21 protein-coding genes and 1 pseudogene are annotated in these 24,646 nt (G+C 54.9%); 6 read left to right on the plus strand and 16 right to left on the minus strand.

Annotated features, from left to right (window positions below; translation table 11 throughout):
* Together QVO51_RS03090 and QVO51_RS03095 are read right to left on the minus strand one after the other, a co-directional pair.
* Nucleotides 1-531 (minus strand): annotated as a pseudogene (locus QVO51_RS03090) (slipin family protein); the annotation flags it as partial.
* 83 nt (nt 532-614) lie between these two features.
* Entirely contained in the window at nt 615-743 is a 129-nt protein-coding gene (locus tag QVO51_RS03095) for a hypothetical protein (protein WP_015557718.1), read from the minus strand.
* A gap of 329 nt (nt 744-1,072) precedes the next feature.
* On the opposite strand from QVO51_RS03095, the gene QVO51_RS03100 reads away from it, so the two are divergent.
* Nucleotides 1,073-2,173: an acyltransferase family protein gene (locus tag QVO51_RS03100; RefSeq protein WP_022357191.1), complete on the plus strand. Its 1,101-nt coding sequence runs from the start codon at nt 1,073-1,075 to the stop codon at nt 2,171-2,173.
* A 56-nt stretch (nt 2,174-2,229) separates the two neighbouring features.
* Here QVO51_RS03100 and QVO51_RS03105 read toward each other — a convergent pair whose 3' ends face one another.
* A complete protein-coding gene (locus QVO51_RS03105; protein WP_022357192.1) occupies nt 2,230-4,503 on the minus strand; it encodes a glycoside hydrolase family 44 protein in 2,274 nt (757 codons plus the stop codon).
* A gap of 242 nt (nt 4,504-4,745) precedes the next feature.
* Here QVO51_RS03105 and QVO51_RS03110 point away from each other — a divergent pair, with 242 nt between their 5' ends.
* On the plus strand, nt 4,746-5,843 hold the full coding sequence (locus QVO51_RS03110) for an alpha/beta hydrolase-fold protein (protein ID WP_022357193.1): 1,098 nt from the start codon (nt 4,746-4,748) through the stop codon (nt 5,841-5,843).
* A gap of 403 nt (nt 5,844-6,246) precedes the next feature.
* On the opposite strand, the gene QVO51_RS03115 is transcribed toward QVO51_RS03110, so the two are convergent.
* From QVO51_RS03115 to QVO51_RS03165, 11 genes are all read right to left on the minus strand, one after another.
* Nucleotides 6,247-7,977 carry a GDSL-type esterase/lipase family protein gene (locus QVO51_RS03115; RefSeq protein WP_022357194.1) on the minus strand — a complete coding sequence of 577 codons (1,731 nt, stop codon included), beginning with the start codon at nt 7,975-7,977 and terminating at the stop codon, nt 6,247-6,249.
* A gap of 309 nt (nt 7,978-8,286) precedes the next feature.
* On the minus strand, nt 8,287-8,466 hold the full coding sequence (locus QVO51_RS03120) for a FeoB-associated Cys-rich membrane protein (protein WP_022357195.1): 180 nt from the start codon (nt 8,464-8,466) through the stop codon (nt 8,287-8,289).
* 33 nt (nt 8,467-8,499) lie between these two features.
* On the minus strand, nt 8,500-10,986 hold the full coding sequence (gene feoB / locus QVO51_RS03125; RefSeq protein ID WP_022357196.1) for a ferrous iron transporter B: 2,487 nt from the start codon (nt 10,984-10,986) through the stop codon (nt 8,500-8,502).
* 70 nt (nt 10,987-11,056) lie between these two features.
* Entirely contained in the window at nt 11,057-11,278 is a 222-nt protein-coding gene (locus tag QVO51_RS03130) for a FeoA family protein (protein WP_015557710.1), read from the minus strand.
* Nucleotides 11,279-11,291: 13 nt separating this feature from the next.
* Nucleotides 11,292-11,504 (minus strand): FeoA family protein, encoded by a 213-nt coding sequence (locus QVO51_RS03135; RefSeq protein WP_022357197.1) that lies wholly within the window; start codon nt 11,502-11,504, stop codon nt 11,292-11,294.
* Between the two features lie 216 nt (nt 11,505-11,720).
* Nucleotides 11,721-12,698: an ABC transporter ATP-binding protein gene (locus tag QVO51_RS03140; RefSeq protein WP_022357198.1), complete on the minus strand. Its 978-nt coding sequence runs from the start codon at nt 12,696-12,698 to the stop codon at nt 11,721-11,723.
* Between the two features lie 12 nt (nt 12,699-12,710).
* Nucleotides 12,711-13,523 (minus strand): ABC transporter permease, encoded by an 813-nt coding sequence (locus tag QVO51_RS03145; RefSeq protein ID WP_022357199.1) that lies wholly within the window; start codon nt 13,521-13,523, stop codon nt 12,711-12,713.
* Between the two features lie 15 nt (nt 13,524-13,538).
* A complete protein-coding gene (locus QVO51_RS03150) occupies nt 13,539-14,339 on the minus strand; it encodes an ABC transporter permease (RefSeq protein WP_288167800.1) in 801 nt (266 codons plus the stop codon).
* A gap of 306 nt (nt 14,340-14,645) precedes the next feature.
* Nucleotides 14,646-15,482, minus strand: a complete 837-nt coding sequence (locus tag QVO51_RS03155) for a substrate-binding domain-containing protein (protein WP_022357201.1) — start codon at nt 15,480-15,482, stop codon at nt 14,646-14,648.
* Nucleotides 15,483-15,717: 235 nt separating this feature from the next.
* Complete coding sequence (locus tag QVO51_RS03160; RefSeq protein ID WP_022357202.1) at nt 15,718-16,284, minus strand: energy-coupled thiamine transporter ThiT; 567 nt, start codon at nt 16,282-16,284, stop codon at nt 15,718-15,720.
* 195 nt (nt 16,285-16,479) lie between these two features.
* Nucleotides 16,480-18,957, minus strand: coding sequence for a sensor domain-containing protein (locus QVO51_RS03165; protein ID WP_288167802.1), 2,478 nt, complete (start codon nt 18,955-18,957; stop codon nt 16,480-16,482).
* Nucleotides 18,958-19,284: 327 nt separating this feature from the next.
* On the opposite strand from QVO51_RS03165, the gene QVO51_RS03170 reads away from it, so the two are divergent.
* The 4 genes from QVO51_RS03170 (at nt 19,285) to QVO51_RS03185 (ending at nt 23,189) form a co-directional block, all read left to right on the plus strand.
* The gene (locus tag QVO51_RS03170) at nt 19,285-19,992 is read left to right on the plus strand and encodes a TrmB family transcriptional regulator (RefSeq protein ID WP_197533018.1); all 708 of its coding nucleotides are present in this window, start codon (nt 19,285-19,287) and stop codon (nt 19,990-19,992) included.
* Nucleotides 19,989-21,248 (plus strand): diaminopimelate decarboxylase, encoded by a 1,260-nt coding sequence (locus QVO51_RS03175; RefSeq protein ID WP_015557703.1) that lies wholly within the window; start codon nt 19,989-19,991, stop codon nt 21,246-21,248. The genes QVO51_RS03170 and QVO51_RS03175 overlap by 4 nt, the downstream gene beginning before the upstream one ends.
* A gap of 130 nt (nt 21,249-21,378) precedes the next feature.
* On the plus strand, nt 21,379-22,293 hold the full coding sequence (locus tag QVO51_RS03180; protein WP_022357204.1) for an ABC transporter ATP-binding protein: 915 nt from the start codon (nt 21,379-21,381) through the stop codon (nt 22,291-22,293).
* On the plus strand, nt 22,290-23,189 hold the full coding sequence (locus QVO51_RS03185) for an ABC transporter permease (RefSeq protein WP_022357205.1): 900 nt from the start codon (nt 22,290-22,292) through the stop codon (nt 23,187-23,189). Before QVO51_RS03180 ends, QVO51_RS03185 begins: the two co-directional genes overlap by 4 nt.
* An 85-nt stretch (nt 23,190-23,274) precedes the next feature.
* Here the strand turns inward: QVO51_RS03185 and QVO51_RS03190 are convergent, their stop codons facing one another.
* A complete protein-coding gene (locus QVO51_RS03190) occupies nt 23,275-23,529 on the minus strand; it encodes a heavy-metal-associated domain-containing protein (RefSeq protein ID WP_015557700.1) in 255 nt (84 codons plus the stop codon).
* A 3-nt stretch (nt 23,530-23,532) separates the two neighbouring features.
* The coding region (locus QVO51_RS03195) for a metal-transporting ATPase (RefSeq protein ID WP_288167803.1) at nt 23,533-24,646 on the minus strand (1,114 nt) is incomplete at its 5' end.

Consider the following 24,646-nt stretch of genomic DNA (forward strand, 5'->3'; position numbering starts at 1 on the left):
CCGGGTATCCACGAATTCCGCCTGCACCTGCACGCTGCACCGCCAGTAGTAATAGGTGCCCGGCTCCAGCACGCCCACCAGCTTCCGGTCAAAGTACAGCCGTGCCCGGTCGTAGGGGGATACCTCCACCTTCACATAATGTACGGAAGGCAGCCGGGAAAAGATATACCGGGGCACATCCGGTGCCACCTCCGGGGTAGCAATGCTTACCAGCTGGAAGGTATGGCTGTGCTGGATGCTCCAGAAGGCATGCTGCCCCTCGGACAGGGCTTCCGCAAAGATCCCGTCCACAAAATGCAGCGCCAGCTGCTGGTCTGCTACCTGGACGGAAGCAGTCTGCTTGGCAATCTCCGGGCATGCTAACAGGGTCTCCAGGGTGCAGCTGCCGGAGGTCAGAGGCTGGTCCAGCTCCAGCACCTCCACCCGGGTATCCCCGAACAGGCGATATTTTCCCGGTTCCAGCAGCCGCATGAATCTGCCGTGCTTGATGAGCAAGCCTCTCTGATTGTCCTGAATGATCATGGTTTTCATATGTATTCCTCCTATGGAACAGCGGCAGTGCCGCCGGATGGTCGTGGTATGATCCGGACATGTTCGGCGTGCGGCCGACAGCTTCAGTATGGCTTTGCCCGGGCGGCAGGATCTGCGGCACGGGGTGGACGCATACGGTATCCGCCGCCGGGCAGGGCAGCCGGCATGGTACCTGTCTGCTCCCGCCAGAGGCGCAGGGGTACATGGATCATACGCTTTTTTCTTGTGGTGCACACCGCCGGTGAGCGGCATGCGGCTGGATCCGTATGAACGGTACGGAATGTGTGCTAGAGTTCATGCTCTATACATTCATCTCATCGGCTCCGGCATACACTGTGGGCATTGCCCCGTGCACCGCCCTGCTTTTGGAGGAAGCAGCGGCTCTGGACTTCCGATGTATGTATCATACCACAGGGTGCAATGAAAAACACGGAAAAAAAGCTGCGAACATTCCGGAACCGCATTTTCAAAAGATTTCCTTGACTTATTTCTCCATTGGTGCTATACTACTATGTAGTTTTAATCAGAATCGAGGAGTTATATGGAATCCAAACGCAACTATCAGCTGGATGCGCTGAAATTCTTTTTTACCCTGTGTATTTTTCTGTACCACGCCAGACTGCTGGCGCCTGCCGGCGGTCTTGCCCGGCAGATCTCCGACAAGTGGGGCTGGTTCGGGGTGCATTTCTTCTTCATCGTCTCCGGCATGCTGATGGCGAACAGCTTCATGCGCCACCGGACGGAGCAGATCCAGGAGCCGGGAAAAGCCGCCGTCCGCTTTGTGGTACACAAATTCCGCAGCATCGCCGGGATCTACTTCATTTCCTTTTCCTTCAACTTTGTAATCCGGTTTTGCATTGAGCTGCACGCCCACCAGGATGTATCCGCCCTGACCACGCTGTGGAAGCTGATCCTGGGCAGCGTACCGGAGCTGTTTCTGGTACAGATGTCCGGGGTGCGGCAGATCGGCGTCAACAGCGTGACCTGGTACATCTCCGCCATGCTGCTGGTGATGCTGCCTCTGTACTACTTCCTCTGCAAAAAGCCGGACTTTTTCCTGCATGTATTCAGCCCCACGGCGGCGCTGATGCTGTACGGCTTTTTCACCCAGATGGACAATGGCTACTTCGATCAGAACGACTGTATCGGCCCCTTCAGCGGCGGCGTGCTTCGTGCCCTCTGCGGCATTTGCGCCGGGGCTACCACCTGGGCATTGGCACAGTGGATCCGGGAGCATCTCTCTGACCGAAAGTACAGCACCAAGCTGACTCTCATCGAGGTGCTGTTCAGCGTCTATCTGCTCCTGGTGTGGATCTTCCCCAGCTTCAGTGCGCATCTCATGTACGGCGCCCTGCTCCCCATCCCCCTGCTGGTGGCAGTGGTGTTCAGCGGCAAGAGCCGGATCTCCGCCCTGTTCCAGATGCCCTGGCTCCGGCACATCAACCGGCTGTCCATGCTGATTTACTTCAATCACTACGCTGCCCGACAGTTGATCATGAGATTTGACCTGTGGCTGAATCGCCCCTATTTGCAGCGCTATCTGCTGATGGCAATGCTCACTGCCGGGTTCTGCCTGCTGTGTGCCACCCTGGAATGGCTCATCCACCGATGCTTCTCCCAGAAAGCATCCAAACCCGTATAACGCAAAAACAGCACCATGTACGAATACATGGTGCTGTTTTGTTTCTCAGAAAACGCTCAAAGAGCATCCACCAGATGCGCCAGATACCGGGCAATCAGGGTAATGTCACTGGAATCCACAATGCTGTCCCCGTTCACATCCGCACAGCGCAGCTGTTCCTCTGCCATGGCGGGAGTCAGCTCCGTATCCTCTGCCACATAGCGGCAAAGCCGTACTACATCCGCAATGGTGACTTCTCCATCACTGTTCACATCTCCCCGCAGGATGGAAGGCGTGTCGCTGACACTGTATACCACCTCCACTTTGGTGTACTTGACAGTGATGGTATCCTCCTTCTCTTCTTCCTTTGCAGCGGAGGCATCCCACCACTTTTGCAGTTCTACCTTACCGTCGGCAATCACCGCCTCCACCGTTTCCTTGTCAGCATTCTCCAGTGTACCGTCAAATTCCACCTTTACCTTGCTGCCGGTACCCAGACTCAGCTGATAACCCTTGGAGGTCCAGAACTCGTTGCCTGCGGCATCCTTTGCGTTGATGCACACTGCACAGCCTGCATACGCCCAGGAGGAGCCTGCGCTGGAGGTCACATCCGCAGTCATACGGATCTCCTTGAGATGCTCCGGATCCGTAATGGGGATCTCCACATAGCCGTTTGCGTTCAGCATGCTCTCCGGATCCTCAAAACACTCCACCCGTTCGGTCACCTTGCTGGGATCATAAATCTCCAGACCGTCAAAGGCGGAGGCGTCATCCGAGATCACGATCATGGCTGCGGAGTATGCAGGCAGTGTTACCTGAACCGTATTATCCGACACATCCGTTACAATATCCAGCAGCCGGATGTCGGCGCTGTCTCCGGATACTGCATACACAGCCGCTGCTTTATACTGCTTGTCGGAATTATTCAGAGCAATGGAGGCAGTCTCCTGTCTGGACATGTCCTTATTGGTGAGCATGGCGGTCACAACGCTCTGATCCGTACCGTTGACAGCCGCATAGGCGCTTGCAAGGGAAACATCCGCTGTCTTTGTGGGCATCAGCGTATCCCCGAATTTGCCGCCCTTGCCGTCATAATTGGTGTAAAGATTGATGCCGGAGAACATGTATTCATTGCCGCCCCAGAGAGACGCAAAGTATACGTTGGCATCCGCATAGCAGCCCAGGGCTTCTGCCTGGGCGATGGTGGCGCTCACATCCTCGCCCCCGTAGTTGTACTCGGAAATGGCAAGCTTGGTACCCGGGTAGTAGGTGTCAATGGACTTCTGCACCGTAGGCAGAATGGGTACATTCGCCTGGCACCACTTGCCGATCCAGCTGTTTTCCGCAAAGCCAGCCTCGTACAGAGTCCGGACGGACTGGACACGATCCTCCGCCCCGACTCTTGCGGATTCGGAATAGTAGTGAATATCCAGCACATCCAGCAGACGGGTACCAGCTGCATCGGATGCCTGTTTCATCTGATCCAGGTAGCAGTCCAGATACCAGTGATAGCCCTTCTCTGCCTGGAGGGTTCCCCATTCGGTAGAGCTGTCGTCATCCGCCAGGTGATCGTAGGCGGTGTAGCCATACAGGGCAGGGCCGAAGATCTCCGCATCGGGATCCAGTGCCTTCACTGCCTTTGCCATTTCCACGGATTTTTCGTGCAGCTCCGCAATGGTCACCGGATTCGGATGCAGCCGGCTGTGAGTGGTATTCCACAAAGCAGGCTCATTGTCCAGGCTGTAGCCCTGGATGCCGGAAGCGCTTTGAGAATTTCCCAGCTTTTCGATGATGTAATGCACATACTCATCCATATATACGTTTCCGTCCGTCAGATCCGGCGTATCCGCAAAGGCACTGCCCTTGGTCAGCACAACCTGGTTCCACCGGTCGGAGGGAGCAGTCTCCGTTTCGGATACGGAACCGTTCTTGTCCGCTGCCACATAGCCTGCCAGCTGCAAAGTCGCCAGCTTATAGCCAATGCCGTTGGCCGTCGCCTCCCTGGACAGGGTCTGCACACAATCCGCCGGATCACTGGAATCGGACAGATGGGCGTCCGAAGAGTGCTGCCAGTCTGCCCCGGCATTGGATGCGTTGGTCTCCCAGTTGTAGCCAGTAAACCGGTTGCCGCCCTGCCGGATGGCGTTAACCGTGAATTTACTGTAGTTATCCTGGTTTCCACTTTGGTTGATGCCATAGATATAGGGGCTGATCGCCTTGCCTTCGCCGCCAAGGTCAATTGCCACCTGCATCTGATAGCTGGTGTCTGCGCCGCCGGCACCCGGCAGAGCCGCAGACAGGGCAGCAATGGTAAACATCAGGGCTGCCCCAAAGGATTTGTACCTGTTCATGATAAATTCCCCCTTAAAGTCAGCATGTGCGTACAGGTTGCCTCTGTACAAACCATCTAATTCTCGCATGCTGTTGTATATTACATTGGTATTATAGCACAATACCCATCCATTTGCAAGGCTTTTTTCCTCTTTTCTCGGCACACACATGCTGTACAGATTTTATAGGGATTGACAAGACAGGGATTGTCTGATATAATCAGATTGTATTTAAGGAAACGTGCAACAGGGAGGATATACCCATGAAATCCATGGCTCTTGTAGCAGCAAGCGTATTGCTGCTGGGCTGCACCGGATGCAGTCTGTCTTCGGGTGCTTCCCAGGCATCCGGACAGGCAGAATCCATACACTCCCAGGTGAATCCTCCACCGGAGGATTCATCCATCACTCTGGTAAACCGCATGACCAAGGCGGAACGGGAGCGCACTGCCCTCACCGTATTTATCGCCGAGGAATGGGATCATGCCGCCCAGTTCCTGCTGGAGCAATCCCTGCGGCTGCTTAGGATTTACGATGAAGAACTGGGGATGGAGTTTACAGCCAGAATCATCCTGCCGCCCGGATATGACCCCAAGGAAAAATACCCGGTGATGCTGGATACGGACGGCATCTGGCGAACGGGACTGGTGCCCCAGGCGCCCTTGCAGGAGCATGCACCGATGATCCTCCGGGATGATGGTTCAAACGGGGTCTACTACCATATGGATGACCTGTGGCAATTGACCAGCGCCCTGTCCCTCCGGGAACTGATGGATGGAACAAACTATGAGCCGGTGATCCTGGTGAGTCTGGGATTTTCCAGGTATCCGGGGGAATGGCAGACGGAACGTGCCAAAATGCAGACCATCCTGGAGAAGCGGGAAGCCCTGCTGCATTTCATTACCGACAATCTGATGCCACGGCTGGGACAGGAATTTTCCCTGTGCTACGAACGCTCCACCCTATGCGGTTACGGCACCGGCGCATTGTTCAGTCACTACGCCCTGTTCCAGGCGGATCAGTACGAAAACCAGCCCTTCGGGGGCTATCTGATCGCAGACCCTACCTTCCAGGTCTATTCCCAGCTAAAGCATGATCCGGCACCGGATGCCTGGAAAAGCGACTTCGGCTGCGCTCAATCCCATATGGACAAATTCGTAATGCTCCGGTACAGTACCCGGATGCCGGAGGATCTTGCCTCCAGTCAGAATGCGGATTCCGATCCCGACCCTATACAGCAGTTGACCCAGCGGCTCGTGGAACTGTCCGCTCCCGGCTCGTTTGAACCCATAGAGGGGCATTACGGCAGTGATGTGCCCGGCGTTCTGCTGGAATTTCTGAAAGAATATTACGCTATATAAACGAAAGCGCATGCAGAACGCATGCGCTTCTTTGTTCAGGTGGCGGGCAGCAGCTTTTCAGACAAAAGAAAAGCGCACCGCAGATGCAGCTACGGTACGCCTGAAACAGGGGTGGAAACATGCGGTAATAGGGAGGATGAATCCATCACAGGGAAATAACAAGGGTTATTCCCCAAAAAATCCACCATGCAACGTGAACCAAACGTTGCCTGCATGTCTCACAAGTTAATTGTATCATATTTTCTTGAATAGTCAATACACAATTATGCTATGATTTATGCACATTCTTGCTGCCCTTTTTATTTCGGTATTGCATCCGTCAATCTCCGCAGTGGAAAGGACTTTGCCGCTTCTGCATCAGCTGTGTCATTCGTTTCAGCATGCAATCCTTGTAGTATATTGCTTACGCCTTTTTAAAGAGCGTAATATCCGACAGGGTGATGTTATAATAATCCGTCCCTCCCAGATTAAATACAATTGCCGCATCCTCCACAGGCTCGGTAATGGTGAAGGTCTTGGCTGCATGCTGCTTGGTGCCGGTGGCATCGATGCTGCCGGAAACGCAGCTTTGCTCTGGATTCTCCAACTGCTGTACTCCATAGGTAACGGTCACATCCACAGTGGAGGTGTAATCAAACGCCAGCTCATAGGTGCCCGGTGTCAGGGTCAGTCCCCCCACATATGCCTGAATATCCTCCGGCTTCGTGCCGCCGTCCACCATATTGATCCAGAAGGATTTGTCGTAGCCCACATAATGGGCGGCATTGGCGCCGGCTTCTGTGTTGATCTTCACATCGTAGGTACCGTCCGACGCAGCATCCAGCCCGATCTTGCTCCACTCCCTGCCGATGGCGGTGCAGATCTGATCCGCCAGCACATAGGCGCTCAGCTCATGGGTCAGGGCGGAGGGGTGCCAGTCGGAGCCAAGCCCGTTGGCAGGCTTCTGGGTGGCGGACTGGTAGCTGCGCACCTGGCTGTCCCCGGTTTCCGCCGTGTAATCCGTGATGGCCTGCTGGATCAGAGGATACAGATCCTCGCCCCCCATGGTGCCCATGGTGCAGATGATGGCTGCCTTCGGGTTCTTTTCCCGCACCTGCTTGAGAAATGTGGTATAGGCTACGGTAAATTCATCCTTGCGCCCATCAAAATCCTGGTTCAGATAGGAGGAATCATTGGTACCCAGGTTGATGACCACCACATCGTTGGTATGGCTGTCGAAATCCCATGCTTCTGCATAATCCGGCAGCTTGCCCACCAGGTCATAGCAATCCGGCACCAGGGACTCCGTATTCCGCTCCCCGGTGGTGTAGCCGGAAACCACCCCGTATCCGCTGTAGGATACGGCGCTGTAGTCTGCATCCAGCAGCTGGGCAGTGAGATACGCATAGGATTTCATGAAATTCTCCGTATCCGTCCGGAAGGCTTCATACTGATCCTTGCCCTCCACCCCGTAAGCGCAGGTGATGGAATCCCCGATAAACTCGATGGACAGGGGTTTTTTCGCCGTAGGAGCGCAGGGGGATGCCAAAGAATCCGGAGCGGCGACATGGAGATTCCTTACACCGATGGCACCGTTGTTCGCCTCCGACAGGTGGATCACCTTCACCGTTGCGTGGCGAACCGTATCCCCGGAAAACAGCTGGAGCTTTGTTTCCGTTTCACTCATCAGGCTATCGCAAAGCAGTTCTCCATCCACATATACCGCATACCGGGGACGGTATCTCTCATCTCCTGCTGCGCAGCCGTCCCCTGCCAGCGTCAGCTCCGCCGATGTACCGGTCACGGTAAATTCCGCAGCGGCACCGCTCTGCACCAGCCAGGTGGTGTCCCCCTTCCGCAGGGTCCTGCCCACCAGCTTGGCGGTCTGCTCCGTAATGGCAACGTCCGTTTCCCGGATCTCGCCGGACTGGGATGCCTCCAGCACCTGTCGGCGCAGCCGCACCAGGTCAAAGCCATTGACTGCCCCGTCTTCGTTCAGATCCTGTCCCTGGGCAAGGGCATCCTTCTGAATCAATGCCTTTTGCAGGGTTCGCACATCGGCTGCATCCGATGCAAATCCGGTGATGCCTGCCAAAGGCAGCAGCAATGCGCCTGCCACTCCAAGCGCAGTCCATTTCTGTTTGCGGTTGTTCATGTTTTCATCCTCCCTGTTTTTTAGCAGCGTCTATACCATGCTACCTTCAGGCAACACCGCACAAAGATTGTGTGGTAGATGTGCCAACAGATTTTTCGTCAGCAGATGCTACGCAAAGCCGACAGGCGGGCTTTGTGCGGTATTGCCTTAATTATAGTATAGCAAATGCGTGTGGAACTGTCAACCAGCAATAGCCAAAAGGCTATACCAATTCCGGTACAGCCCCTATGCCCTGTTGTCTATGCATCCGCCCCGGAGACAAAAAGGAGGACGCTTCCTTTCGGCAGCGTCCTCACCAAATGGTAGATGCTATTTTTTCGGGGGCTTCGAGTGGCACATGCCGCTGTTGGGGCAGCAACCACAGTTGCAGCCGCAGGAGGATTTGCCTTTTCGTCGGTCACGGAGCATTTTCCGCACCACCAATGCCACCAAAGCACACACGATCAGCAAAACCAGGATCGTTCCGATGTTTGCACTGAACCATTCCATAAAAGCCACTTCCTTTGGATATTTGCCTGTAAATTATACCCGAACCTTTGTACGCAGAGTACTGCTTTCCTTGTAGGGTCGAACCAGCATGTAGATCATGAAGGCTACCAGGGCGAATGCCACGATGGTGCCCAGAATGTTTGCATTGCCGCTGAACAGCTCACCAAGCTGATATACCACCAGAGATACGGCATACGCAAAGCCGCACTCGTAGCCGACGGCGAACCAGAACCACTTAGCGTTGTTCATCTCACGCTTGATAGCACCCATTGCTGCGAAGCAAGGCGCACACAGCAGGTTGAAGATCAGGAAGGACATGCCTGCAACGCCGGTGAATGCAGCAGCCAGGTTTGCGTAAACCCCGTTGTCACCGCCGTACAGAATACCCATGGTTGCAACGATGTTTTCCTTTGCCACCAGACCGGTAACGGCTGCAACCGTTGCCTGCCAGTTGCCCCAGCCAAGAGGAGCGAACAGCCAGCAGATGCCCTTGCCGATGTATGCCAGGATACTGCAGGACATCTGATCCTCGGTCAGCATGCCGAAGGAACCGTCCACCCAACCGAAGAAGGAAGTGAACCAAACGAAGATGGTGGACAGGGTGATGATGGTGCCTGCCTTCTTGATAAAGGACCAGCCACGCTCCCACATGGAGCGGAGCACATTGCCCACGGTGGGCATATGGTAGGGAGGCAGCTCCATAACGAAGGGAGCAGGATCCCCGGCGAACATCTTGGTTTTCTTCAGGATGATACCGGAAATAACGATGGCTGCCATGCCAAGGAAGTATGCGCCGGTGGCGATCCATGCAGAACCGCCGAAGATTGCGCCTGCCATCATGGCGATGAAGGGCTGCTTTGCGCCGCAGGGGATGAAGGTGGTGGTCATGATGGTCATACGACGGTCACGTTCATTCTCAATGGTTCTGGATGCCATGATGCCGGGAATGCCGCAGCCGGTACCGATCAAAATCGGGATGAAGGACTTACCGGACAATCCGAACTTCCGGAAAATACGGTCCATGACGAAGGCGATACGAGCCATATAGCCGCAAGCCTCCAGGATTGCCAGCAGAATGAACAGAACCAGCATCTGGGGTACAAAGCCAAGTACTGCGCCCACACCGGCAACCAGACCATCCAGGATCAGTCCCTTCAGCCAGTCCGCACAATTGAGTGCATCCAGTCCCTGTTCGATGAGAACCGGAATACCCGGTACCCACACGCCATACTCAGCCGGATCCGGCTCGCCGCCTGCAAAGGCATCTGCAGCAGTAGTCAGATCCGCCATGGTAGCGGTTTTCGTGGTAACCTCCAGGGTTTCCTCATCCTCAACGTCGTAGGAGAAATCTGCACTGTACTGCTTCTCAAATTCCAGAATTGCATGCTTGGCTGCTTCCCCGTCAAAGGTGTCAGCCTCCGGATCTATGTAGCCCTCCAGTGCAGCAGTGTCTGCGCCCTGTTCACCCAGGTAAGCCACATAGCCGTCAATGATGGCATTGGTGTCGCCGTATTCCTCGGCAGCTTCCTCATAGGCACCGGAGCCGATGCCCAGCAGATGCCAGCCGTCACCGAACAGACCATCGTTTGCCCAGTCTGTTGCGGCACTGCCCACAGTGACCATGGAAATGTAGTAAACCAGGAACATAACTACAGCAAAGATGGGCAGACCCAGCCACCGGTTGGTAACCACCCGGTCAATCTTATCGGAGGTGGTCATGCCGCCCTTGTTTTTCTTCTTGTAGCAGTGCTTGATGACGTTGGCAATGTACACATACCGCTCATTGGTGATCATGCTCTCTGCGTCATCGTCCATTTCCTTTTCCGCTGCGGCAATATCCTGTTCGATATGCTCTATATCACTCTTGGAAATGGACAGTGCCTCCAGAACCTTTTCGTCACGCTCAAAGATCTTGATGGCGTACCAGCGCTGCTGTTCCTCCGGGATATTATGCAGCACCGCTTCTTCAATATGCGCAATGGCATGCTCCACACAGCCGCCGAACTGGTGCTGGGGGATCATGGGAGTACCCTGCTTTGCTACCTGGATGGCAGTCTCAGCCGCTTCCTTGATGCCGGTGCCCTTCAGTGCGGAGATCTCCACTACCTGGCAGCCCAGCTCCTTGGCAAGCTCCTCTGTATTGATCTTATCCCCGTTCTTCCGGACAATGTCCATCATATTGATGGCTGCCACCACTGGGATGCCCAGCTCTACCAGCTGGGTGGTCAGATACAGGTTCCGCTCCAGGTTGGTGCCGTCGATGATGTTCAGAATCGCATCCGGCCGCTCCTGGATCAGATAATTCCGGGCTACCACTTCCTCCAGGGTGTAGGGAGACAGGGAGTAAATACCCGGCAGGTCTGTGATGGTCACATCGCTGTGACCTTTCAGTTTACCCTCCTTCTTTTCAACCGTTACGCCGGGCCAGTTACCCACAAACTGGTTGGATCCGGTCAGCGCATTAAACAGGGTGGTTTTGCCTGCGTTCGGATTTCCCGCAAGCGCTATTTTGATTCCCATATCAGCAATCCTTTCTCCTTATTTCAGTTAGCTTTCACTAATTAGTTTTCGCTAACCAATGTGCAAACCATTATTCCGTTTCGATCATTTCAGCATCCGCTTTTCTCAGGGACAGCTCATAACCCCGAACTGTAATCTCGATCGGATCCCCCAGGGGTGCTACCTTCCGGATATAAACCTCCGTACCCTTGGTAATGCCCATATCCATGATCCGGCGCTTGACTGCACCCTCCCCGTTGAGCTTCTTGACCCGAACAGTCTGACCGATGCGTGCTTCCTTTAGTGTTGCCATCTTCTCTGCCTCCTTAAACCATGATCTTGCTTGCCATTTCCTCGGAAACAGCCACTCTGGATTCCTTTACGTTCACGATCACATTCCCGCCGATCTGGCTGATGACAGTCACGGTTGCGCCTGCCACAAATCCCAGATTCTCCAGGAACTTCTTTGTTTCTGCTTTGCCGCCGACTTTTTTGATCATATTTTCCTCGCCAACAGCCGCAAATGTCAGAGGCATCATGCTCACTCCCTCTTTCGTTTATGTTAGCTTTCGCTAACTTCATTAGTATCATCATAGCGCATTTCCCCTGGATTGTCAAGGGGATTTTCCCTTTCCAACGTGGTTTTTCAGAAAAATTGGATGTTTATGCATCTCGAAGTTAGCATAAAGCAACTACAATGTGCAACCTGCACAAAACCAAATACCGTCCGGGTATGCCCCGAACGGTATCCTGTTTTATGCTTCTCCGTGATACGCCACCCGGATGATATCGTCAATGTCTGCCTCCTCCAGGCTGATATCCTTGATGGCTGCCTGCTGTCCGATCTCATCAATCAGCTTTGCCGCCGTAATCTCCCGCTTCAGGAACCGGTACACGGTGCGTGCGCCCTCCTGCCGGACAATCTGCGCTCTGGGATGCTCCACATGCTGCTCCGTGTAAAAGTCAATGATGAGTTCCCGGTAAGGGGCAATCCGTTCCACCAGTTCATCCAGGGAGCCGTCCTCGATGATAATCCCGTGATTGATGATAATCAGCCGCTTGCACAGTTCCTGGATATCTCCCAGGTCATGGGTGGTGAGAATGACGGTGGTGCCCCGGGTCTGGTTGATCTGCCGGATAAACTTCCGGATGGCATGCTTGGCATCCACGTCCAGCCCGATGGTAGGTTCATCCAGGAACAGCACCCTGGGGGAATGGAGCATGGCTGCTGCCAGGTCTCCCCGCATCCGCTGTCCCAGGGACAACTGCCGCACCGGGGTGTCAATGATGCTGTCGATGTCCAGAATCTCGTTCATCATGTCCATGTTTTCCCGGAACGTCCGGTCATCCACGTCATAGACCCGGCGCAGCAGCTCAAAGCTCTCCCCCAGCCGCAGATCCCAGTACAATTGGGTACGCTGCCCGAATACCACTCCCAGCTGCTGCACCACCCGCTTCCGGTCCTTCACCGGAGAAATGCCGTTGATGCGCACCTCCCCCGAGGTAGGAGTCAGAATTCCGGACATCATTTTCACAGTGGTGCTTTTGCCGGCGCCGTTGGGGCCGATATACCCGACGATCTCTCCCGGCTCAATGGAAAAGCTGATATCCTTTACCGCTGTTATGGTACGACGCTCCGGTTTAAACAATGCTTTCACCGAGCCCTTCAGTCCCTTTTCCTTTTTCACGGACTGGAACTGCTTGACCAGGTGTTCCACTTCGATCACTGCCATATGCAAACCTCCTTACGATCCGGCGCTTTCATATTGCTTGAATCCTGCCCGGAATACGGCGCATGCCACAGCGAACAGGGCGATGCCCAGCGCCAGGGTCACAAACGCCATGCCATAGGGCAGGGTCAGCATGGATGCTTTGCCCATGAATGCGGACGCCGGATAAAAACAGATCCATCCCATGGGCAGAATAAAGGTGAATATGAACTGTACCGCCCGGGGATACATGGACAGGGGGTACATATTGGTGCGGTTGAACAGCTCCTGAAAAAAGCTGGATACATGGAAGGGGCTTTTTGTCCAGAAGGTCAGAGAGCCAAATCCCAGGTAAAATGCGCCCCGCAGCAGGGTGCCTCCCACCACGGCGCAGAGCATTGCCGCCGTATTGTGCAGCGTCCACTGAAACTGCACGGAAATGCATCCGTACACAAAGAGGATCACGCCCGGCACCAGGTCTGTCAGCCCCACAAAGTTCATTTCCCCGAACAGGAACTGGAACAGGGTGTTCATGGGCCGCAGCCGGAGCATATCCATTTCTCCCCGGAGGATCGTCCAGCCCATGTACCAGGTCTTGGTGAAGAAAATCACGGACAGGCCATGACTCAGCACGGACATGCCGTACAAAAACGCCAGCTCTTTGAAGTTCCAGTCCGCCAGGGCGTCGAACTCCATGACCACAAATTTGATGGTCGCAAAGCCCACCAGAAACTGCATGGGGTTGGAGATGAGCCAGCCCACAAATGCCAGGGGATACTCAAAGCAGGACTGGATGGAAAGCCGGATGGACATGGCTGCCACCGACCAGTATTGTCTTAAGGTTTTCATGCACGCACTCCTTTCTCAGCCACCCTGTACCAGCACCCGGCGTGTCGCACGACGCTGGGCGTAATAGAACAAAACTCCCAGTGCCAGCAGCCACAGTGTCTGGATACCCACCATTTCCAGGCAGGTACCCATGTCATACTTTCCGATGTAGATGCTCAGAGGCGTCTGGAAGATATGTACAAAGGGAAGCCATTGCAGAGTCACCTGCAACCAATGGGGGAAGAACCAGATGGGAATGATAGCGCCGGACAGCAGATTTACAAAGTGATATTTTACGGAAAATGCAGGGCCCAGACTGATGGCAGAGAATGCCAGCATAGCAAAGGTGGCGGAAAACACCCAGTTGATGCCATAGCCCAGCACAAAGCTCAGCAGGAACAGCCCGAAATGCCCCCCGGATGCGGGAACCGGCAGTCCGAACAACAGGGCTCCCACCACAAGGATGGGCAGGGCGGAGCGGAACAGACTGATAACCAGGCTGCCGATATCCTCCGCCAGATACAGGGAAAACAAATTGATGGGTTTGATCATATCCGTTGCAATGCTGCCGGATTTCACCGCCTCTGTAATCCGATCCTCCACCCCCATGTAGGACAGGGAGGACACCAGCGCAGAGATCACCGTGTAGGTAGTCATGCCCTGTACGGATACATCGTGGCTGATGTCCACGCCGGCATAGACTGCCCTCCAGAAATAACCGATGGCGATCATCATCAGAATCTGTAATACCAGATAAGACCAGACCTCAAACCGGTATGCCAGCATGGTCTGCATCCGCAGACGAGCAATGTACAAATATGTTTTGATACGACTCACTCCTTTCAACTGTGAAAAAGCGCAAAAAGGCGCCGCCGGAATCCATCCGGCGACGCCTTAGGGTACCCTGCGTCAGAACGCAGAAACCCCTCCGCAAAAGGCAGGCTCCGATGGTTTCCGTATACAATGCATCATGGTATTGCTGCGGCGCAGATGTACAAACATAGTCAGAACCTCCTTTCACAAAACGATGAGCCAATTGTATCATATATCTTTCTCGCTGTCAACCCATTTTTCAGAAGTTTTTCTGCAAAATAAGAACAGACCGCAAAACTGCGGTCTGTGAGGAGGGGAAACGAACCAAGCTTACTTCAGATCCGACCACCGGGTGGTTTCGCCTGTGTAGATCTTCCGGATCTGGTCGGAGGTCAGCTCTGAGTAGCTGTTGTCCTTGTTGACGATGACGGCAATGCCATCCATGGCGATCTTTGTAGCAGTAACACCCTTGGCGGTCTCGCTGTCCTTCAGTTCCCGGGACGCCATGCCAATCTGGCATACTCCCTCAACGGCGGAGGTGATGCCGGCACTGGAGCCGCTTTGCTGGATCTCGATCTTCACGCCGGAATTCAGCGCCATGTACTTATCTGCCAGCACTTCCATCAGCGGTGCCACAGAGGTGGATCCGGCAATGGTCAGGGTACCGGTCTGACCGGATGCCTTGTACGCCTCGCCCTGGGTGACGCTGATGTAGCCCTTTTCATCCACCACTGCCTGCCCGTCCGTACTGAGGATGTAGCTGATGAAATCCTGTGCCAGAGGGGTCAGATCCTTGCCGGTCACGATGTTGAAGGGACGGGATACTGCGTATTTGCCTGCCTTCACATTTTCTGCGGTGGCTTCTACTCCGTCCACCTTGACCGCCTTTACAGTGTCATTGAGCGAGCCCAGAGACACATAGCCGATGGCAGCCTTATTGCCTGCCACGGTGGTCAGCATAACGGAGGTGCTGTTTGTGACCTCTGCGGTATCCGTGGTGTTGTCCTTGTCATCCTTGACTACGCCCATCAGCTCGCTGAATGCGGAACGGGTACCGGAGCCGTCCTCACGGGCCACCACTGTGATTTTTTCGTTCTGACTGCCGCAGCCCACTGCGGTAGCTGCCATCAATACAGCACAGCTTAACAATGCAAGAAACCTTTTCATATGCATTCTCCTTCTCCATGTTTATTTGTGTTTTTTGCTGTGACCTTATTCTAGCATGGAGCCTGTAAAATGCACAATCTGTTCCGATTTAAATCCATGTAAAGCTTTTGCACTGAAATCTTTAGTTTTGTTAAGACAAAACCCCGGAAGCGGACGAGCCGCCTCCGGGGCATATTCCGTTTGAGGCAACACTGCGCAAAGCCGACAGGCGGGCTTTGTGCGGTATTGCCTGGAATCAGGACTGGGCACCGATCACAAAGCTGCGGGTCTGGGGCGCACGGAACAGGGCGAATGCCCCCAGCATGGTGAACGCCATTTCCGGCAGCATATAGGAGCCGTTGTAGCAGATGGAGTACAGCACCACATTCCAGCCTTCCGGGCACCAGATTGCGAAAAAGATGGTACCGGAAATAAAGTGGCTGATAAACCGCAGCACCATGGCAAGACCGATGCCGGCAGTGATCCCACCGGCGCCATGCTTGCGGAACAGTCCGGCTACGCCCAGGGAGCCATACGCCAGCAGGTAATCAAACAACAGACAGCCCACCCAGGTGCCGGCGGTCATGCCCCAGCTCATCAGTTCACCGAAGCTGAGGGCGATCTGGATCACTCCGTAGAAAAAGGAGCAGGTCAGTCCCCATTTGACCCCATAGCGGATGGACAGCAGGCACACCGGCAGCATGCTCAGCAGCGTAATAGAGCCACCCAGCGGCAGCTGATACACCTTAAACAAGCTCAATACGGTTGCCAACGCCAACAGTACGGCACTGAGCACCAGCTTTTTTGTTTTCGTTTCCTTCATTGCAATATCCTCTTTTCTCCGGAACGGCAGAAAAATGCGCCAAGGCTCTCACCTCAGCGCATATCAGTACGCTCCGGAAATTTCTGTTCTAGGTCATGTTGACGCTAAGCCTAACAACGCATCTTTTCGGCAAAATCTGCATATTCTCTTAGTGTCAACACTCCCCAGTATAACACAGTCCCTGCATTCTGTCAATCATCTCAAGGGATTGCCCACATATTTTTGTTCAAACACGGAAACCGGCACCGCCTTGTCCAGCAGCCAGCCCTGTGCCTTCTTAAAGCCGCAGGCACACAGGAAATCCGCCTGTTTCCGGTTTTCTACGCCCTCGAAAACAATCTCCTTTTCTGTTGCCTGGATCAGCATGCACATACGCTTAATGTACTCCCGGTGCTTTTCGGAAAGCTCGATGCTGTCCACGAACGCCTTATCCACCTTCACCACATCAATGGGAGAGCCCATCAGCAGACTCAGAGAGGAGTAGCCCTTGCCGAAATCGTCAATGTCAATGGAGAAACCGACCTCTCGCAGGCGACACATATTCCGCTCCATCTGTTGCGCATCGGATGCAAAAGCACTTTCCGTTACCTCTACTTCAATATAGCGGCTGTCGATCTGGTACTTTTTGGCAAGGCCAATGACCCGATCCACAAAGTTGGGGTAGTTGTTGTGAAGCCGGGAAAAATTCACGGAAATGGGCACAAGGGGCATCCCGTTGTCCTGCCACTGGCGCAGGCTCCGCAGCACTTCCTCATACATGAAGAAATCCAGCTCTACGATATAGCCCACCTTTTCCAGAATATCGATAAATTCCGAGGGCATCCGGTAGGTGCCGTCCGGATTCCGCCAGCGCACCAGTGCCTCCGCCCCGATGATCCGCAGATCGTCCATCATAAACTTGGGCTGAAGAAACAACTCCACTGTGCGAGATGCAATGGCACCATGCAACTCTGCGGCAATGGCCTTTTCCCTCGCCCGGGCCGTCCGCAGTGCTTCGTAGTAAATGCAGCAAAGATCATCTTTCCCGGTCTTTGCCTTCCTCCGTGCCAGATTGGCATTGTCCATTTCCTCCGTCACTTCAAAATGCCGGGGGTCAATAAAGCTGATGCCGGTTGCTACCTGGATCTCACTGGCAGGATACTTTTTGCGCTGCCGCTGGACAAACAGGGCATCCCGCTCCCGCACCAGCCGCTCCAGCTCATCCCGGGTATCAGTTTTCATCAGGCACAGAAAATAGTCTGAGTTGATCCGGCTGCCAAATACCGTTGCCGGAGAGGAACTGATAATGGAGCCGAACTCATACAGCATGGTATTGCCGGAATCGTAGCCGAAATTATCATTTACATAGGAAAAATCGTTGAAATCCGAATATACAAAGGCGTAGCAGGCATTGGTGTCCGCCTCCTCCAGATACAGAGCGCTACGCTCCTTGAAGGCGACCCGGTTCAGCAGACCGGTAACCGGATCCGTGGTGGACAACCGTTCGATGATGCGCTTATCCTCGCTGACAGTTTTCTTCAGCCGCCGCAGGTTATCCACGCTGGTCTGCCTGCCGAACAGCCGGACGATCTCCCCCTGCTCGTTGGCGGAGCACACGCAAACCAGCCGATACCATTCGTAATCCTCCGCACCGGGCATGCGCATGCGCACCTCAATGGAGGTCTTTTTCTCCTCCGTCAGACAGGACATCAGTTCCCGGAGAAACCGGGGATAATCCTCGGGATGCACCACCTTTTTGGGAATGCTCCGCTCCAGATAGCCAGGGATGACTGCCGGGATTTTTCCCTGCCGCACCGGCAGGAAATTCAGCGGCAGATTCATGGTATCGTGCTTGACATCATAGTCGTAGAACAGCTCATCCGTATGCTCGGCAATCAGCTGGTACCGCTCTGTCTGAAGCCGCAGCTCCTCATCCCGCTGCTTCGCCTTGGTAATATCAAAGGTGGCAAGATAAAACAACGGGTTGCCGTTCTGTATCCGCAAAAACTGTCCTCGCACATCCACCCACATCAGGGACTGATCTTTCCGGATCACACGTACCTGCATGAAAATAGTCTTTTCCCCCCGGGCAATGGCAGCGATATGCTGGTTCAGAATGGGAAGATCCTGTGGATAGAACAGCTTGCCCAGAATGCCCCCGTTGGAGGTCTCCATATATTCCTCCCGGGTGTAGCCGAACTGGTGGAAGTAATCCTCTGTAGCGTGGAGCAGATGCATGGCAGTTTCCTTGATCTCCACGATGCTGACGCTGCCCGGCAGGTTCTGGATCAGCGCCTCCAGTTCCATTTCTGTTTCATTGAACTTGGCCTGGAGCCGCTTGATGTGGGAAATATCCGTCAGCGTAATCTCTCCGATGAGCTTGCCGTTCTCATCCTGCCTTTGTTTGCCGAAGCAGAATACATAGGTCACACTGCCGTCCTTGCGCTGGAGCCGGTGCTCCAGATACGCCGTATCCTGCACTGCCAGAATGGCGCGCAGCTCCTTGGCGTAGATCGGGAAATCCTCCTTGACGAACAGATCCTGAAAACAAAGCTGCTGCTTTTCCACATCCTGCAGGGTGTAGCCGGTAATGGCGTAAAACCCGGCGTCTGCAAAAATGATCCGATTATGCTCCTGCACGTCTACCAGCAGCGTACCATAATTGACTCTGGCAACAATGTCACTTTTTCTCAAAGTGTTCCCCCCCATCGGTGAAATAGGTTTTCATGCACCCGTTGTATCTCTCTGGGGTACGAGAATATGGGGCTGGTTTGTATTCTCCCCACTATATATATACATTATAGCTTGTTTTCATAAATAGGTCAACCTGGAAAACGAAATCTTGTGCAAAACATCTAAAATCGAATCGATATAGGGGGAAAAGAAATAAAACTGCCAAAAATGCAACCGAATCAGCGACACGTTTCCACATGACTTCATCTTTTTTTGCAGAAGGACTTGACAAATCGCCAGCATCGTGCTATAGTGTTCCTGAAAGATACTACTTGAAAGGCGGAGTGAATGATGGATGCGGCGGAAATGCTGATGCAGTTTGCCCTGACCCGGCAGGAGGCGCTGATCTATATGGCGCTGACCACGGACGGAGCCATGACCGGCTATGAGGTTGCCAAACAGCTGGGCATCTCCCGTTCCAATTGCTACACCTCCCTGGCAAGTCTGGTGGAAAAGGGCGCCGCTTACCTGCTGGAGGACACAGCGACCCGGTATGTGGCGGTCAAGCCGGAGGAATTCTGTGGCAACCGGATCCGGATGCTGGAGGAGCTGAAGGACAAGCTTGCCCAGCAGCTACTACCCCGGGCAGCACAGACGGAAGGCTATCTGACCATCGGCGGGCAGGAAAACATGATCGACAAGGCGGTCTTTATGATCGAGCATGGGGCGGAGCGGCTGTATCTGTCGGCGGAGCGGGTCTGTCTCGAACCGCTGATCCCAAGCCTGACGGCAGCCGCAGAACGGGGCATGCAGGTCACAGTGATTACGGACGTCCCCTTCTCCCAGCCGGGGATCCGGTTTTATACGGCGGACTGCCACCCGGGTCAGATCCGGCTGATCGTGGACTCCAACGCAGTGCTGACCGGAGATCTGACCACGGACGGCACCTGTCTGTACTCCCGGAAAAAGAACCTGATCGACCTGTTCAAAGAAGCCATGCGGAATGAAATTCAGCTGATCGAGCTGTATCAAAACGAGAAAGGATCTGTACTATGAAAACAACGTTTGCAACCAAGGAGATCGTGGAGCGCATCGCCGCCCAGTACCCCACCCCCTTCTATCTGTACGATGAAAAGGGCATCCGGGAGAACGCACGGAAGCTGAAGCAGGCGTTTGCCTGGAACAAGGGCTACCGGGAATACTTTGCAGTCAAGGCGACCCCCAATCCCTTTATTCTGAAAATTCTGCAGGAGGAGGGCTGCGGCGTGGACTGCTCCTCTCTGACGGAGCTGATGATGAGCGAGGCATGCGGCTTTTCCGGCAGCGATATCATGTTCTCCTCCAATGTGACCCCGGCGGAGGATTTCAAGCTGGCAAAGAAGCTGGGCGCATACATCAACCTGGATGATATCACCCACATTGACTTTCTGGAACAGGTTGCAGGTCTGCCGGAGACCATCTTCTGCCGGTACAATCCCGGCGGACATTTTGAGATCGAAACCCATGTCATGGACAATCCGGGGGAGGCAAAGTACGGCTTTACCACCCAGCAGCTGATCGATGGGTTCAAGATCCTGATGCAGAAGGGGGTCAAGCACTTCGGTCTGCATGCCTTCCTGGCAAGCAACACCGTCACCAACGCCTACTACCCCAAGCTGGCACGGGTGCTGTTTGAAACTGCTGTCATGCTCAAGAAGGAGACCGGTGCAGACATCCGCTTTGTAAACCTGTCCGGCGGCGTGGGCATCCCCTATCGGCCGGAACAGGAACCCAACGACATTCTCGCCATCGGCGAGGGCGTCCGCCAGGCATTCGAGGAGATCATGGTACCCGCAGGGCTGGGGGATGTAGCCATCTTTACCGAACTGGGCAGATTCATGCTTGGCCCCTACGGCAATCTGATCACCAAGGCAGTACACGAAAAGCACATTTACAAGGAATACATCGGCGTGGATGCCTGCGCTGCAAATCTGATGCGGCCTGCCATCTACGGGGCATACCACCACATTACCGTGCTGGGCAAGGAGAATGCACCCTGCGACCACAAGTATGACGTAACCGGCGGTCTGTGCGAGAACAACGACAAGTTTGCCGTTGACCGGATGCTGCCCAAGATCGACATGGGGGATTATCTTGCCATCCACGACGCCGGAGCACACGGCTTCTCCATGGGCTACAACTACAACGGCAAGCTGCGCTCTGCGGAGATCCTGCTGTGCGAGGACGGCAGCTTCAAGCTGATCCGCCGGGCGGAAACACCGGCTGACTACTTTGCGACCTTCGATTTCACCGGTTTATTCCCCCAAAAATAAGCGTCCGGATTCTGACCGCCTCCGATTTCCCATCGGAGGCGGTTTCCTATTGACAAGGGCAGAAAAATGTCGTATAATAGCATCATAGGATATGCAACAAGCGATGTATAATAAACAGAAAGGACCCAACATGGAACATATCATTGAAATCAAGGGGCTGAACAAGTCCTTCGGAGAGGTGCATGCGGTGCGGGATCTGTCCTTCCATGTGGACGCCGGAGCGCTGTTCGCCTTTCTGGGGGTCAACGGTGCCGGAAAATCCACCACCATTTCCATTCTCTGCGGACAGCTTCGCAAGGACAGCGGCACCGTCATTGTCTGCGGCAAGGATACGGACGCTGACATGGGGGACATCAGCCGGATGCTGGGGGTGGTATTTCAGGATTCCGTACTGGACAAAGCCCTCACCGTCCGGGATAATCTGCAAAGCCGGGCAGCCCTGTACGGCATCAAAGGGCAGGCATTCCGGAAGCGGCTGGAGGAGCTTGCAAAGCTGCTGGACTTCGAGGATTTGTTGGGGCGCACGGTGGGCAAGCTGTCCGGGGGACAGCGGCGGCGCATTGACATTGCCCGTGCCCTGCTGCATCAGCCCCGGATTCTGATTCTGGACGAGCCCACCACCGGACTGGATCCCCAGACCCGGAAGCTGCTGTGGGATGTGGTGCAGAAGCTGCGCCAGGAGGCGCACATGACCGTGTTTCTGACCACCCACTATATGGAGGAGGCTGCGGATGCGGACTATGTGATCATCCTGGACAGCGGTGCCATTGCCGCCCAGGGCACGCCCCTGGAGCTGAAAAATCAATACACCGGGGATTTCATCACCCTGTACGGACTGGATGATGCCCAGAAGCAGACACTGGGGCTGCCCTATGAGCAGCTACGGGATGCCATCCGGGTATCGGTGCCCAATACGGCAGCAGCCACCAGGCTCATTACAGCCCATCCGGCACTGTTTACGGACTATGAGATCACCAAGGGGAAAATGGACGACGTATTCCTTGCGGTGACCGGCAAGAAACTGACGGGAGGGATGGACAAATGACAGGACTGGGCAATCTGATCCGCCGCAACTGCAAGCTGTTTTTCAAGGACAAAGCCATGTTCTTTACGTCCCTGATCACCCCCATGATCCTGCTGGTGCTGTACGCCACTTTCCTGGCAAAGGTCTACCGGGACAGCTTTGCCTCCTCCCTGCCCAAGGGCATGGACATTCCCCAGAAGCTCATTGACGCCACTGCCGGAGGAGAACTGCTTTCCTCCCTGCTGGCGGTCAGCTGCGTCACCGTATCCGTCTGCTGCAACGCCCTCATGGTACAGGACAAAGTGACCGGTGCCCGGCGGGATCTGACTATGACTCCGGTGCGCCGCTCCACCCTGGCGCTGAGCTATTACTTTGCCACCATCATCAGCACTCTGATCATCTGCATCCTGGCACTGGGTGCAGGCATGCTCTACCTGGCAAAGGTGGGCTGGTACATGTCCGCCGGGGACGTGTTCCTGCTGCTGTCGGATGTGGTTCTGCTGGTGCTGTTCGGCACAGCGCTCTCCAGCGTCATCAACTTCTTCCTGTCCTCCCAGGGTCAGATTTCCGCCGTTGGCACCATCATCAGCGCCGGATATGGCTTTATCTGCGGTGCCTATATGCCCATCTCCCAGTTCGGAGCAGGTCTGCAAAAGGTCATCAGCTTCCTGCCTGGCACCTACGGCACAAGCCTGTTGCGGAATCATGCGCTCCGTGGGGTGTATGCGGAAATGGAGGCGCAGCAGTTCCCAGCGGAAATCATTGAAAGCATCAAGGACTCCATCGACTGTAATCTGTACTTCTTCGGCACCAAGGTGCCCCTGCCTGCCATGTATGGGATCCTGTGCGGCGCCATTGTCCTGCTGATCGGGGGCTATGTGCTGCTGAATCTGCTGCATCACACGGCAAAAAAATAAGACAGCACCCTTGCAGAAATTCTGTGGTGCTGTCATAAAAAGCCGCCCCGGAGAATTCTCCGGGGCGGTGTTGGCTTAGAGCTGATTACTTTAAGAAGGAAAACAGGCCCTTTTTCTCATAAGGCTCCGTGCGGATCTCCCCTAGGGTATACCCGGTCTGGGCGATCACTGCCCGGAGCTTTTCCTCATCCAGCGGCTCCTCACTGAGAATGACGGTTTCCTTTTTGGTGTGAGAGGATTCCACCTTCTTCACCGGGAATGCCTGCCGGATGGTGTCGTTCACATGCGCCTCGCAGTGACCGCACATCATCCCATCGATCTGTAATATTGTCCGAATCATGTTTCATACCTCCTGTGATTCTATGGCTGTGACTTTGTATCCAGCCTGTTTGACTGCTTGCTTCAAGGCGTCATTTGCCACCGTCCCATCCAGGAGCACCTGTGCCGTACCGGCAGTATGGCTCACCTGTAGAACGCTGACCCCCGGGATGCCCTCCAGGGCGGTGCGCACATGATTCTCGCAGTTACCGCACATCATGCCCTTGATGTGCAGGGTTCGGGTCTGGGTGCTGCCGGATGCTGCCGCCGGTTTCCCCTTGTGATCCCGCCGGGTGTCATACAGCCGGCAGAAATTCAGCCGCAGGGCGTTGGACACCACGCATACGCTGGACAGGCTCATGGCAGCCGCCCCGAACATGGGGTTCAGCGTCAGCCCCAGGGGAACGAATACCCCGGCTGCCAGGGGAATGCCGATCACGTTGTAGAAGAATGCCCAGAACAGGTTTTCGTGGATATTCCGCAGAGCGCCCCGGCTCAGGCGAATGGCGGCAGGCACATCCGAAAGCCGGCTTTTCATCAGCACCACGTCCGCCGCATCGATGGCAACGTCTGCACCGGCACCGATGGCGATGCCCATGTCCGCACTGGTCAGCGCCGGGGCATCGTTGATGCCGTCCCCCACCATAGCCACCCTGCCCTGCTGCCGGAGACGACGGATCTCCGCCTCCTTGCCCTCCGGCAGTACATCGGAGATCACCTGATCCACCCCTGCCTGTGCGCCAATGGCACGGGCGGTACGGGCATTGTCCCCGGTCAGCATCACCACCCGGATCCCCATGGCTTGCAGCTGCCGGATGGCTGCCGGGCTGTCCTCCTTGATGGTATCCGCCACGGCGATCATGCCCAGAAAGGTTTCATCCTCCAGAAACAAAAGTGGTGTTTTCCCCTGCTCCGACCAGGCATTGGCTGCCTGCTCCGTTTCCGGGGACAATGGGCTCCGGGATGCAATAAACCGCAGGCTGCCCCCTGTAAGCCGCTTTCCATCCAGCGTGCCGGACAGACCATTTCCCGCATGGGCAGTGAATGCGGTCACTTCTTCGGGGGTGATGCCCTGCTGCCGGGCATACGCCAGGACTGCCTTCGCAAGGGGATGCTCACTTTTAGCCTCCAGAGCGGCA

This window comes from Ruminococcus sp. CAG:379 (assembly GCF_000434255.1).
Taxonomy (GTDB): Bacteria; Bacillota; Clostridia; order Oscillospirales; family Ruminococcaceae; genus Ruminococcus_F; species Ruminococcus_F champanellensis.

Bases quoted from the DNA above. Each gene is read 5' to 3' on its own strand.
- QVO51_RS03095 (WP_015557718.1), bottom strand. From the start codon at position 743: ATGATCCATGTACCCCTGCGCCTCTGGCGGGAGCAGACAGGTACCATG.
- QVO51_RS03100 (WP_022357191.1), top strand. From the start codon at position 1,073: ATGGAATCCAAACGCAACTATCAGCTGGATGCGCTGAAATTCTTTTTT.
- QVO51_RS03105 (WP_022357192.1), bottom strand. From the start codon at position 4,503: ATGAACAGGTACAAATCCTTTGGGGCAGCCCTGATGTTTACCATTGCT.
- QVO51_RS03110 (WP_022357193.1), top strand. From the start codon at position 4,746: ATGAAATCCATGGCTCTTGTAGCAGCAAGCGTATTGCTGCTGGGCTGC.
- QVO51_RS03115 (WP_022357194.1), bottom strand. From the start codon at position 7,977: ATGAACAACCGCAAACAGAAATGGACTGCGCTTGGAGTGGCAGGCGCA.
- QVO51_RS03120 (WP_022357195.1), bottom strand. From the start codon at position 8,466: ATGGAATGGTTCAGTGCAAACATCGGAACGATCCTGGTTTTGCTGATC.
- feoB (WP_022357196.1), bottom strand. From the start codon at position 10,986: ATGGGAATCAAAATAGCGCTTGCGGGAAATCCGAACGCAGGCAAAACC.
- QVO51_RS03130 (WP_015557710.1), bottom strand. From the start codon at position 11,278: ATGGCAACACTAAAGGAAGCACGCATCGGTCAGACTGTTCGGGTCAAG.
- QVO51_RS03135 (WP_022357197.1), bottom strand. From the start codon at position 11,504: ATGATGCCTCTGACATTTGCGGCTGTTGGCGAGGAAAATATGATCAAA.
- QVO51_RS03140 (WP_022357198.1), bottom strand. From the start codon at position 12,698: ATGGCAGTGATCGAAGTGGAACACCTGGTCAAGCAGTTCCAGTCCGTG.
- QVO51_RS03145 (WP_022357199.1), bottom strand. From the start codon at position 13,523: ATGAAAACCTTAAGACAATACTGGTCGGTGGCAGCCATGTCCATCCGG.
- QVO51_RS03155 (WP_022357201.1), bottom strand. From the start codon at position 15,482: ATGAAAAGGTTTCTTGCATTGTTAAGCTGTGCTGTATTGATGGCAGCT.
- QVO51_RS03160 (WP_022357202.1), bottom strand. From the start codon at position 16,284: ATGAAGGAAACGAAAACAAAAAAGCTGGTGCTCAGTGCCGTACTGTTG.
- QVO51_RS03170 (WP_197533018.1), top strand. From the start codon at position 19,285: ATGATGGATGCGGCGGAAATGCTGATGCAGTTTGCCCTGACCCGGCAG.
- QVO51_RS03175 (WP_015557703.1), top strand. From the start codon at position 19,989: ATGAAAACAACGTTTGCAACCAAGGAGATCGTGGAGCGCATCGCCGCC.
- QVO51_RS03180 (WP_022357204.1), top strand. From the start codon at position 21,379: ATGGAACATATCATTGAAATCAAGGGGCTGAACAAGTCCTTCGGAGAG.
- QVO51_RS03185 (WP_022357205.1), top strand. From the start codon at position 22,290: ATGACAGGACTGGGCAATCTGATCCGCCGCAACTGCAAGCTGTTTTTC.
- QVO51_RS03190 (WP_015557700.1), bottom strand. From the start codon at position 23,529: ATGATTCGGACAATATTACAGATCGATGGGATGATGTGCGGTCACTGC.